At 71.6% G+C, this 11,438-nt stretch carries 10 protein-coding genes; 7 read left to right on the plus strand and 3 right to left on the minus strand.

Annotated elements, in window-relative coordinates:
* Positions 1 to 318: 318 nt before the first annotated feature.
* A complete protein-coding gene (locus A7A76_RS17935) occupies positions 319 to 1,914 on the minus strand; it encodes a glucan biosynthesis protein (RefSeq protein WP_206412484.1) in 1,596 nt (531 codons plus the stop codon).
* A gap of 275 nt (positions 1,915 to 2,189) precedes the next feature.
* On the opposite strand from A7A76_RS17935, the gene A7A76_RS17940 reads away from it, so the two are divergent.
* The 5 genes from A7A76_RS17940 to A7A76_RS17960 all read left to right on the plus strand — a co-directional run bounded on the left by A7A76_RS17940 (position 2,190) and on the right by A7A76_RS17960 (position 8,668).
* Positions 2,190 to 3,902: an NAD(P)/FAD-dependent oxidoreductase gene (locus A7A76_RS17940; protein ID WP_206412485.1), complete on the plus strand. Its 1,713-nt coding sequence runs from the start codon at positions 2,190 to 2,192 to the stop codon at positions 3,900 to 3,902.
* 141 nt (positions 3,903 to 4,043) lie between these two features.
* On the plus strand, positions 4,044 to 5,501 hold the full coding sequence (locus A7A76_RS17945; protein WP_206412486.1) for a serine hydrolase domain-containing protein: 1,458 nt from the start codon (positions 4,044 to 4,046) through the stop codon (positions 5,499 to 5,501).
* A gap of 162 nt (positions 5,502 to 5,663) precedes the next feature.
* On the plus strand, positions 5,664 to 7,559 hold the full coding sequence (locus tag A7A76_RS17950; protein ID WP_206412487.1) for a M61 family metallopeptidase: 1,896 nt from the start codon (positions 5,664 to 5,666) through the stop codon (positions 7,557 to 7,559).
* A 109-nt stretch (positions 7,560 to 7,668) separates the two neighbouring features.
* Positions 7,669 to 8,268 (plus strand): 3'-5' exonuclease, encoded by a 600-nt coding sequence (locus A7A76_RS17955; protein ID WP_206412488.1) that lies wholly within the window; start codon positions 7,669 to 7,671, stop codon positions 8,266 to 8,268.
* Positions 8,269 to 8,365: 97 nt separating this feature from the next.
* Entirely contained in the window at positions 8,366 to 8,668 is a 303-nt protein-coding gene (locus A7A76_RS17960; protein ID WP_206412489.1) for a putative quinol monooxygenase, read from the plus strand.
* Positions 8,669 to 8,811: 143 nt separating this feature from the next.
* Here the strand turns inward: A7A76_RS17960 and A7A76_RS17965 are convergent, their stop codons facing one another.
* Both A7A76_RS17965 and A7A76_RS17970 read right to left on the minus strand, forming a co-directional pair.
* A complete protein-coding gene (locus tag A7A76_RS17965) occupies positions 8,812 to 9,366 on the minus strand; it encodes a cytochrome b (protein ID WP_206412493.1) in 555 nt (184 codons plus the stop codon).
* An 89-nt stretch (positions 9,367 to 9,455) separates the two neighbouring features.
* The gene (locus A7A76_RS17970) at positions 9,456 to 10,532 is read right to left on the minus strand and encodes a catalase family peroxidase (RefSeq protein WP_206412490.1); all 1,077 of its coding nucleotides are present in this window, start codon (positions 10,530 to 10,532) and stop codon (positions 9,456 to 9,458) included.
* 141 nt (positions 10,533 to 10,673) lie between these two features.
* Here A7A76_RS17970 and A7A76_RS17975 point away from each other — a divergent pair, with 141 nt between their 5' ends.
* Together A7A76_RS17975 and A7A76_RS17980 are read left to right on the plus strand one after the other, a co-directional pair.
* On the plus strand, positions 10,674 to 11,189 hold the full coding sequence (locus A7A76_RS17975) for an RNA polymerase sigma factor (protein WP_206412491.1): 516 nt from the start codon (positions 10,674 to 10,676) through the stop codon (positions 11,187 to 11,189).
* A 46-nt stretch (positions 11,190 to 11,235) separates the two neighbouring features.
* Positions 11,236 to 11,438: anti-sigma factor family protein (locus A7A76_RS17980; RefSeq protein WP_428995186.1), on the plus strand; the 203-nt coding region annotated here is incomplete at its 3' end.

Genomic DNA, 11,438 nt, shown 5'->3' on the forward strand with positions numbered 1-11,438 from the left:
TGTAGGAGCGACGCGAGTCGCGACCGCGGCAATACGGCTGCGCCGCAAGGTTCGGCGTAGTTGTGTTGTCGCGGTCGCGGCTTGCGCCGCTCCTACAGGTAGCCTCCGTGAGGGCGGTGCGACTTGGTTCGGCTGTTGCTGATGCAGTTGGCGCGTACGGCGTTCTCGCGGACGAGTCGATCTTGCGATTCCGGCTGTAGGAGCGACGCGAGTCGCGACCGCGGCATTGCGGCTGCGTCGCAAGGTTCGGCGTAGTTGCGTTGTCGCGGTCGCGGCTCGCGCCGCTCCTACAGGGGGCGGCGGCGAGGGTGGGGCGGGTCAGTACAGTTTGCGTTCGCTCTTCGGCGGCGGCGACCACTGGTATAGCCAGGTTTCGCTGAGCGCGCCGCTGGCGTCGCGCAGGAACAGGCGCAGGTCGAGTTGTTCGGTGCCGTCGCCCGGGGGGACCGCGTCGAACATGACCCGGTAGCCGTCGATTTCGTGCAGCGGGCGGCAGGAGACGGTTTCCAGCTTGCCCTTGGAGATCTGCACCACCGGCTCGACGGTGGCGTCGCGCCTGGACAGCGCGGCCAGGTCGCCGCCGGCGAAGTCGACGGCGAAGCGCCAGGAGAAATAGTCGCGCTTGAAGCCGATGCGTCCGCCCAGGCCGGTGCGGGTGGCCACGCAGTGGGCGAGCTTGGGCACCGCCGGCGGTTGCGCGCCCCAGTACAGGCGGTAGCCGTACAGCAGTTCCTGGCCGGCCTGCGGTTTATCGCGCGGGTTCCAGAACGCGACGATGTTGTCGAAGGTTTCGTCCAGGGTCGGGATTTCCACCAACTGCACCGAGCCCGCGCCCCAGCCTTGTTTCGGCTCGATCCACAGGCACGGGCGCTTGTCGTAGAACACGCCGTCGTCCTGGTAGTGGTCGAAGTTGCGGTCGCGCTGGAGCAGGCCGAAGCCGCGCGGGTTGTCGTCGGCGAACATGTTGAAGCGCAGGTATTCGGGGTTGCACAGCGGGCGCCAGATCCATTCGCCGCTGCCGGTCCACATCGACAGTCCGTCGGTGTCGTGGATCTCCGGGCGCCAGTCCCAGTCCATGCGGCGGTCGTTCTCGCCGACCTGGTACATGCTGGTGCACGGGCCCAGGCCGAGGCGTTCGATGGTCTTGCGCGGGTACAGCGCGCAGTCGATGTCCATCAGCAGCACCTCGCCGGGGGTGATGGCGAAGCGGTAGGCGCCGGCGATGCTGGGCGAGTCGAGCAGGCCGTAGACCACGACGGTGTCCGAGCCCTTGGCCGGGCGCTCCAGCCAGTAGGCGACGAAGTCGGGGAACTCCTCGGCGTGGCCGCTGCCGGTGTCGATCGCCAGGCCGCGCGCGGACTGGCCGTACTGGCCTTCCTTGCCGACCGCGCGGAAGTAGCTGGCGCCGAGGAACGCGGCGAAGTCGCGCTCGGGATCCTTGCGGGTGTTGAGGCGGAAGCCGGCGAAGCCCAGGTCCGGCGGCAGCGGCGTGCCGGGCTTGAGGCCGCTGGCGGCGCGGTCGAACATTTCCGGGTCGTAGGCCAGTTCGCGCGCCTGGCCGTCGGCCAGTTCGAACATGCGCACCGGCGATTTGAAGAACAGGCCCAGGTGGAAGAACTGGGCGAGGAACTTGCCGTCGCCGTCGCCCCACAGCGCGTGGTCGCGACGGAAGCGGATCGACTGGTACTGGTCCCAGTTGAGCGCGGCCAGCGAGGGGGGCAGGGTGGTGCTGCGCGGCACGTAGGCCTTTTGCGCCAGCGCGCGCGCCTGACCCTTGAGGGTGGCGTAGTCGAACGGTTGCGGCGCGCCGAGCTTTTTCGGCGTGGCCGGGCCGGCCAGGGCCAGCGCGGGCAGGGGCAGGCCGAACGAGGCCAGGGCGGCGGCCGCGGATTGGAGGAACTGGCGTCGGATCATCGGGCAGGCGACGTCGTGGCGGGGGAGACGAGCATGCTAGCCAATCCGGCCGGGGCGGTGGTTAGGCCGATGTCGAGCCCGGCGGTGGGTCACGCTTGTGGCGGGTTTCGTCCCTCGTCCGGGGGCGCGTTGCGAGCCGGGCGCGGCGGCGCTCCGGCGCTGGCCGAACCAAGGCCTGCGTTGTTGGCGATGGGACGCGAGGCAAGGGCGTGCGGCGCTCGGCCCGGGCCCTGGAGCGCATCGGAAACGCGCTTGCGAGGTCTTAGAATATCGCCATGCTTCGACTCACCGACCTTCGCCTGCCGCTGGATCACAGCGAGCAAGCGCTCACCGACGCCATCGCCGCCCGCCTGGGCATCGCCGCGGCCGACATCGCCGGCCATACCATCGCCAAGCGCAGCTACGACGCGCGCAAGCGCGGCGGCATCGAGCTGATCTATTCGCTGGACATCGACACGCCGCGCGAGGCCGAGATTCTTGCGCGCCTGGGTGCGGCCGAGGCCGTCGCCGATACGCCGGTTACCGGGACGTCCGCTGCGCGCAAACCGGCCGGCCCATCGCCGGCGCCGGCCAGCACCGGCAAGGTGCTGCCCACGCCCGACACCGCGTACAAGTTCGTCGGCCGCGCGCCGGCGTCGCTGCCGCTGCGGCCGATCGTGATCGGCATGGGCCCCTGCGGCCTGTTCGCGGCGTTGATCCTGGCGCAGATGGGCTTTCGCCCGATCGTGCTGGAGCGCGGCAAGGCGGTGCGCGAACGCACCGTCGACACCTTCGGCCTGTGGCGCAAGCGCGTGCTCAATCCCGAATCCAACGTGCAGTTCGGCGAAGGCGGCGCGGGCACCTTTTCCGACGGCAAGCTCTACAGCCAGATCAGCGACAAGCTGCATCACGGCCGCAAGGTGCTGACCGAATTCGTCCAGGCCGGCGCGCCGGAAGAGATCCTCTACGTCAGCAAGCCGCACATCGGCACCTTCCGCCTCGTCGCGATGGTCGAGAACATGCGCGCGACCATCGAAGCGCTGGGCGGGGAAATCCGCTTCTCGCAGCGGGTCGACGACGTGTTGATCGAGAACGGCCGGTTGCGCGGCGTGGTCACGGCCGACGGCCAGCAGCTGCGTGCCGATCACGTGATCTGCGCGCTCGGCCACAGCGCGCGCGACACCTTCAAGATGCTGCACGAGCGCGGCGTGTACATGGAGGCCAAGCCGTTCTCGATCGGTTTTCGCATCGAACATCCGCAATCGCTGATCGACGCCGCGCGCTTCGGCCCGCAGGCCGGCCATCCGATCCTCGGCGCGGCCGACTACAAGCTGGTGCACCACTGCCGCAACAGCCGCTCGGTCTACAGCTTCTGCATGTGTCCGGGCGGCACGGTGGTGGCCGCGGCCAGCGAGCCCGGCCGCGTGGTCACCAACGGCATGAGCCAGTATTCGCGCAACGAACGCAACGCCAACGCCGCGATCGTGGTCGGCATTTCGCCCGAGGACTACAGGCCCTACGACGACAGCGGCTCGCCGCTGGCCGGCATCGCCCTGCAGCGGCATTGGGAAGCGCAGGCGTTCGCGCTCGGCGGCGGCGAGTACGAAGCGCCGGGGCAGCGCGTCGGCGATTTCCTCGCCGGCCGCGCCTCCACCGCGCTCGGCGCGGTGCAGCCCTCGTACACCCCGGGCGTGCGCTTGAGCGATCTGAGCGCGTCGCTGCCCGATTACGCGATCGCCGCGATCCGCGAAGCCTTGCCGGCGTTCGACAAGCAGATCAAGGGCTTCGCCATGGCCGATGCGATGCTGACCGGGGTGGAGACGCGCACCTCCTCGCCGCTGCGCATCACCCGCGGCGTCGACGGCCACAGCCTCAACACGCGCGGCCTGTTTCCGGCGGGCGAGGGCGCCGGTTACGCCGGGGGCATCCTGTCGGCGGCGGTCGACGGCATCAAGGCGGCCGAGGCGGTGGCGATGAGCCTGCTCGGCGGGAGCGGCCGCGCGGCCTGAGCGGCGCGGCCGCGCGCGGCGGCTGGCGGACCTCGCCTGAAGTGGCCTGAAGTCGCCGAAAGTCGCCAGGACTTCCGGCCGTGTTCGCCGCCGCGGGCGCGCGGCTAAGGTCGGCCGATCTTGCCCACGAATGGAGTCGTCATGCCGGCCGCCCGCCGCGTCCTTCTCGCCGCCGCCTGCGCGCTCGCCCTGTCCGGCTCGAGCCTGGCGCCGGCATTCGCCGCCACCGCCGCCGTCGCACCAGCGACGCAAGCCGCCGAGGACGCCGAACTGCGCGGCCTGGCCGAACGCCTGCTGGCCGAAAACGTCCCCGCCGACGCGCCCGGCATCGCCGTGCTGGTCGCGCGCGGCGACCGCGTGCTGTTCCGCGGCGCGCGCGGCCTGGCCGATGTCGAACTCGGCGTGCCGCTGACCCCGGAGCAGACCTTCCGCATCGGTTCGGTAACCAAGCAATTCTCCGCCGCCGCCCTGCTCAAGCTGGTCGAAGCCGGCAAGGTCGGGCTCGACGACCCGCTGTCGAAATACGTGCCGGGCTATCCCAACGGCGACGCGATCAAGGTGCGGCACCTGCTCGATCACACCTCCGGGGTGAAGAGCTACACCGGCATCGACGGCTACATGCGCGAGTCGATCAAGCGCGAACTGAGCACGCAGGAACTGATCGCGGTGTTCAAGGACCTGCCGGCCGACTTCGCCCCGGGTCAGGACTTCCGCTACAACAATTCCGGCTACGTGCTGCTCGGCGCGGTGATCGAAGCCGCCAGCGGCCGGCCCTGGCACGAATACGTGCGCCAGAGTCTGCTGCAGCCGCTCCAGCTCGAACACACCCGCTACGGCGACGTGCATGCGCTGATTCCCGGCATGGTCGAGGGCTATACCCGCCGCGACGGCGCGGTCGCGCCGATGGACTTCCTCGACATGAGCCAGCCGCACGCGGCCGGCGCGCTGGTGTCCACGCTCGACGACCTGCTGCGCTGGAACCGCGCCCTGCACGGCGGCCGGGTGCTGAGTGCGGCGCACTATCGCGAGATGATCACCGCGCACGGCAAGGCCAGGCAGGGCGCGTACGGCTATGGCTACGGCATCGGCCGCATGGCGGTGCGCGGGCGCAGCGGCTACGCGCACAGCGGCGGGATCTTCGGCTTCGCTTCGTACCTGCTGTACCTGCCCGAGCGCGAGATCAGCGTGGCGGTGCTGAGCAACAGCGACAGCGGCGCGCCGGGCAGCGCGGGGCTGGAGCCGATCGCGCGCAAGCTGGCCGCGGCGGCGCTCGGCGATGCGTATCCGCCGGTCGCGCCGGTGGCCGTGGATGCGCAGACGCTGCGCCAGGCCGAGGGCGTGTACCGGCAGGCCGAGCCCGCGCGTTCGTGGGCGCTGCGCGTGGACGGCGGCGGCCTGAGCATGCAGCGCGTCGGCGGCGGCGCGCCGGCCAAGCTGACCGCGGTCGGCCCCGGCGAGTTCGTCTATCCCAACGGCATCGCCCGGCTGAAGCTGGTGCGCGACGGCGCCGGCGCGGTGACCGCGGTGGACTACTTCGAAGACGGCGCCGGCGAGGCCCAGCGCAGCCAGCGCACGCAGGACCCGCTGCCGCCGCGCTGAGGCGCCCCGGCGGCCGGCGCCGGCGCGGCGGCGATGTGCGCACTTTGCCGCTCCGCCGTTCCGGCGCGGCGGTAACGGTGACCCATGCCCAATGGCAGGGGGCCGCCGCGGCGGCGCGGTGAGTAGGATGCGTCCTCGTGTCCCGCGTTCCGGAGTTCCTGCATGCGCCCGTCCCCGCTCGCCCTGTTGCCCCTGCTGATCGCCGCCGCGCTGCCGCTGCACGGCGCGCGCGCGCAGACCGCGCCGCCGCAGGACCGGCCGTACCCGGGCACGCTGCAACTGGACGTGGACGCCAGCGACATCGCCCGGCGCGTGCTCAAGGCGCGCCAGCGCCTGCCGGTGCAGGCCGGGCCGCTGACCCTGCTGTTCCCGCAGTGGATCCAGGGCAACCACTCGCCGACCGGGCCGATCGACAAGCTCGCCGGCCTGCGCGTGCGCGGCAACGGCCAGGCCATCGCCTGGACCCGCGATCCGCTCGACGTGTACGCGTTCAAGCTCGACGTGCCGCAAGGCGTCAGCGAGCTGGAGATCGAGTTCGACATGCTGACCCCGACCGCCAGCGGCCAGGGCCGGGTGGTGATGACCGCGGACCTGCTCAACGTGCAGTGGAACCAGGTCGCGCTGTACCCGGCGGGGTATTACGCGCGCGGCATCCAGGTTGCGCCGAGCCTGAAGCTGCCGCCGGGCTGGCAGGCCGGCACCGCGCTGGAACTCGACGCGCGCCAGGGCGACACCTTGCGCTTCCGCCCGGTGCCGCTCAACACGCTGCTGGATTCGCCGGTGTTCGCCGGCCGCCATTACCAGCAGATCGATCTGGCCCCGGGCGCGAAGATCCCGGTGCGGCTGAACCTGGTGGCCGATGCGGCCAAGTACCTGGAGGCCAAGCCCGAACAGCTCAAGCCGCATCGCGAACTGGTGACGCAGGCGGTCAAGCTGTTCGGCTCGCAGCCTTACGACCATTACGATTTCCTGCTGTCGCTGTCGGGGCAGATGAGCGGCATCGGCCTGGAGCACCACCGCTCCAGCGAGAACGGCGTCGATACCGACTACTTCACCGGCTGGGACGGCAGCAGCGCGCTCGGCCGCGACCTGCTCGCGCACGAGTACACCCACGCCTGGAACGGCAAATTCCGCCGTCCGGCCGGGCTGGTGGCGGGCAACTTCAACCAGCCGCTGAGCGACGGCCTGCTGTGGGTGTACGAAGGCCAGACCCAGTACTGGGGCTTCGTCCTGGCCGCGCGTTCGGGCCTGTGGAAGCCCGAGTTCGCGCGCGACGCGCTGGCGCTGGTGGCGGCGCGCTACGCCGAGGACCGGCCGGGGCTGAACTGGCGTTCGATCCAGGACACCACGCTCGATCCGGTGATCGCGATGCGCCGGTCCAAGTCGTATTCGAGCTGGCAGCTCAGCGAGGACTACTACAGCGGCGGCCAGCTGGTGTGGCTGGCGGTCGACGCCAGGCTGCGCGCGCTCAGCGGCGAGAAGCGCTCGCTCGACGATTTCGCCCGCGCCTTCTTCCACGGCGCCGACGGCGACTACGAGGTCAAGCCTTACGAGTTCGAGGACGTGGTCGCCGCGCTCGACAAGGTCGCGCCGTTCGACTGGGCCGGGTTCCTGCGCGAGCGCCTGGACGCGCGCGCCGCGCCGCTCGACGGCCTCGCCGCCAGCGGCTGGAAGCTCAGCTTCGCCGACACCCCCAGCGAGGCCGGCAAGCTCGCCGAGAGCGACCGCAAGCACACCGACCTGACCTATTCGCTGGGCCTGACCTTGTCCAACGACAACACCGTCGGCGCGGTGCGCTGGGACGGCCCGGCGTTCAACGCCGGCATCGCCCCGGGCAGTACGCTGATCGCGATCAACGGCTACAGCGCCAGCGGCGAGCGGCTCAAGGACGCGGTCGGCGCGAACAAGGACGGCAAGCAGCCGATCGAGCTGATCGTGCGCAACGGCGAGGTGGTGCGCAGCGTGCGCATCGATTACCGCGGCGGCCTGCGCTATCCGCGGCTGGAGCGCATCGACGGCGCGCCGGACCGGTTGTCGAAGATCTTCGCGCCGAAGTGAGCGCGTTCGCGCCGCGGCGTTCGCGCACGCGGCCGGTGCGCCGGCCGCCGTCCGGCGGCCGATCGGCGGCGGCGCAATGCCGCCGCCGGGCGCGCGACAATCACGCGCCATGAACGAACACATCGAAAAACAAGCCGAACGCGAACCCGCGCACTACCTGCTGATCGACTTCGAAGCCACCTGCGCCGACGACGGCTCGCTGCCGCGCCAGCAGATGGAAATCATCGAGATCGGCGCGGTGATGGTCGAGACCGCCTCGCTGCGCGTCGTCGACGAATTCCAATCCTTCGTGCGGCCGGTGCGGCATCCGCGCCTGACCGCGTTCTGCACCGCGCTGACCACCATCGGCCAGGCCGACGTCGACGCCGCGCCCGGCTTCGCCGCGGCCGCGGCCGCGCTGAAGGCGTGGCGCGCGGCGTATCCGGATTTGATCTGGGGCTCGTGGGGCGATTACGACCGCAACCAGTTGCGCCAGGACTGCGAATTCCACCGCGTGCCCGATCCGGTCGGCGCCGAGCACCGCAACATCAAGCGACTGTTCGCGCAGCGCGAGGGCTCGGGCCGCAAGTTTGGCCTCGACGGCGGCGTGCGCCGCGCCCGGCTCGAGTTCGCCGGCACTCATCACCGCGGCATCGACGACGCGCGCAACATCGCCCGGCTGCTGCCGTACGCGCTGGGCCGGGCCGAGTTTCCGCGCGAGCGGCGCTGAGCGCGCCGCGGGCGGACGCGCTGTCCGCGATTTGTCCGCAATGCGGCGCTAGAGTCGGCCTCGCCACGGGCCGCCGCCCGCTGAGGAGGACACCGCCATGTACGGATTGATCGGCCGCATGAAGGCCGCGCCGGGCCAGCGCGACGCGCTGATCGCGCTGTTGCTGGACGAGGTCGGCGCGATGCCGGGCTGCCACAGCTACGTGGTCGCGCGCGACCCGGGCGACAGCGATGCGATCTGGATCACCGAAGTGTGGGACACCGCCGCCAGCCATCGCGCATCGCTGTCGTTGCCGCAGGTGCAGGCGGCGATCGCCCGGGCCAGGCCGTTGATCGCCGGGTTCGATTCGCAGGTGGAGACCGAGCCGGTTGGTGGGCATGGGTTGCCGGCGGTGGGGTGAGCGGCCGGCGTGGATGGTTGCGTCGTAGTTGCGGTGTCGCGGTCGCGGCTTGCGCCGCTCCTACAGGGGCTACCTGTAGGAGTGGCGCGAGCCGCGACCGCGGGGCTGCCGATCGCGTCGCACGCACGCGCCGCGACCGCCGTTCAATCCGCCGCGCCGCTTTCCCGCGCATCCACCCCGCGCCGCCGCCACAACATGCTGCGCAACACCCCATCGCGGCGGATCAGCCCGTGATGCAGCGCCGCGCCCAGATGCAGCAGCACCAGCGCGAACAACGCGTAGGCCAGCGTCCGATGCAGCCAGCGCAAGGCCGCGAACCAGCTCGGATCGAACGGCGCGATCGGCGGCAGCCTTAGCCCCGTGCCGAGTTCGATCGGATAACCGCCCGCCGACAGCATCGCCCAGCCGATCAGCGGCATCGCCAGCATCAGCGCGTACAGCAGCCAGTGCGAGGCGTGCGCGGCGAAGCGTTGCGCCGCGCCGAGCTCGCGCGGCAGCGGCGGCGGGCGCCGCCACAGCCGCAGCGCCAATCGCAGCAGCGCCAGGGCCAGGATCGCGATGCCCAAGGGTTTGTGCAGCGCCAGCAGCCAGGCGTGGCGTTCCGACACGCTCGCCACCATGCCTGCGCCGACGAACAGCATCGTCAGCAGCATCCATGCCATCAGCCAGTGCAGTACGCGCGCCGGCCACCAGAACATCGCGTCGTCGCGGCCGACCGCGGCGAGAGGCTGGCCGGCGAAGCCCGCGTCGGTGCGGGCCGCTTCATCGGATCGGGTCTGATCGATGTTCATCGCGCAACCTCCTGCGGTGGGCGGCCGCCGGCGCGCGCTTCCTCGGCGGTGCGGCGGCGGTAGGACTCGGCGTAGGCGGCCGAGCGCGCCGGCAGCAGCGGGTCGGCCGAGGCGAGGATGCCGTCGGGCAGCACCAGCGGGTCGTAGTTGATGTCGCGGCATTCGCCGCTGGCCTGGTCCTGGGCGCGTTCGACGATGACCGTGCCGGCGTCGATCTGCTCGCGCTGCGCGGGCCAGACCTGGGTGGCGTCGTCGACCGGATCGCCGGGCGCGGCCAGGGTGGCCCACAGCGTCCAGCGCAGCGGGCCCTGGGCGAGGCGGCGTTCGAGTTCGGCGGCCAGCGTGTCGGTGTCCTGCGCGCCCAGCGGCGCGGCCGCCGCGCCGTTGTCGGGCTCGACCCGCCAGCGCACCGCGCGGCGCGCGCCGTCGGCGGCGACGAAATAGAACGCGTTGAGGCCGTAGTAAGTGTCGGTGGCGTAGCTGGCCGACGGCTTGCAGTCCTTGATCCAGGCGCGGAACGCGGCGGTTTCCGGATGTGCCTCGAAGAAGGCCTTCTGCCGGGCCGGATCGGGCTTGCCGGTGGCCGGGTCGGGCGCGGTGGCGCGCAGTTGTTCGAAGAAGGCCTGCGGCGTGGCGACCGGGAACACCGGCATATTGTTCATGCCGGTGCGCCATTGCTGGCCGTCGGGCTGGGTCAGGCGCAGGGCGAAGCTGCGGATCGGCACGCCGCCGTCGGGCGCGTAGGGGTTGCCGCCGGGCAGGGCGAAGCGGCCGACCAGCGGCGTGCTCGCGCCGGCCGCGAACACGGCCGCGCGCGAGTAGGCCGCGGCCGCGCCGCTGCTGTCGAAGCGGCCGGTCACGCACACGCCCTTGGCGTGGTTGCGGCGATAGCCGGGGTGCAGGCCGCCGTTGCTCTGCAGTTGATCGACCACGCGCGCCGGCGTCAGCCGCTGCGGATCGAGGTAGCCGGCGACATAGGCGAAGGCGCCGGCGAGGCCGCCGACCGCGAGCGCGATCAAGGTCCAGCGGGCGAGCGGGAAGGGCGGTCGGGGCGGGGAGGAGGGTCGGTTCATGGCGGGGGCGTGGCGTCGGTGGCTGCGTCAGGGGTACGACGTGCGGTGGCGCGGCTTATTCCCCGGCCGCTGTGTTTGCCGGGGACGGAATAAACTCAGCCCGGCGGCGTCCCACCGGACGAACCCCTGCGAACCGCGCCCATGTCCCCGCACGAACTCGACCAGGCCCTGCGCGACCACCTGCCCTCGCTGCGGCGCTTCGCCCGCTGGCTGGCGCGCGACCCGCACACGGCCGACGATCTGGTCCAGAGCGCGCTGGAGCGCGCCATCGGCGGCTGGCACCAGCGCCGCGACGAGGCGGCGTTGCGGCCGTGGCTGTTCTCGATCCTGTATCGCCAGTTCCTCGACGGCCAGCGCCGCGCCCAGCGTTACGCCGGCCTGCTCGCGCGCATCGGTCTGGGCGCGCCGGACAGCCAGCCCTCGGCCGAGCGCGAAGCGATCGCGCGCTCGGCCCTGGACGCGCTGCAGCAGTTGCCGGTGGAGCAGCGCAGCCTGCTGCTGTGGGTGTCGGTGGAAGGCCTGAGCTATCAGGAAGTGGCCGACATCCTCGAGGTTCCGATCGGCACGGTGATGTCGCGCCTGTCGCGCGCGCGCCAGGCGCTGCGCCGGCTCAGCGACGGCGAGACGCCGGCGCCGCCGCTGAGGTTGCTGAAATGACCGCGCCGTATCGCCGCCACGCCCCGTTTTCGCTTGCGAGTTGCGCATGAGCCCCATCCCCGACGAACACGACCTGCACGCCTACATCGACGGCCGCCTGGACCCGGCGCGGCGCGCGGAGGTCGAAGCCTGGCTGGCGCGCCAGCCCGAGCGGCTGGCCGAACTGCAGGCCTGGCAGCGCGACGCCCAGCAACTGCGCGCCGGTCTGGCCGGGGCGCTGCCGGCGCCGGATCCCACGCTCGACCCGGC

Source organism: Lysobacter enzymogenes (assembly GCF_017168095.1).
Taxonomy (GTDB): Bacteria; Pseudomonadota; Gammaproteobacteria; order Xanthomonadales; family Xanthomonadaceae; genus Lysobacter; species Lysobacter enzymogenes_D.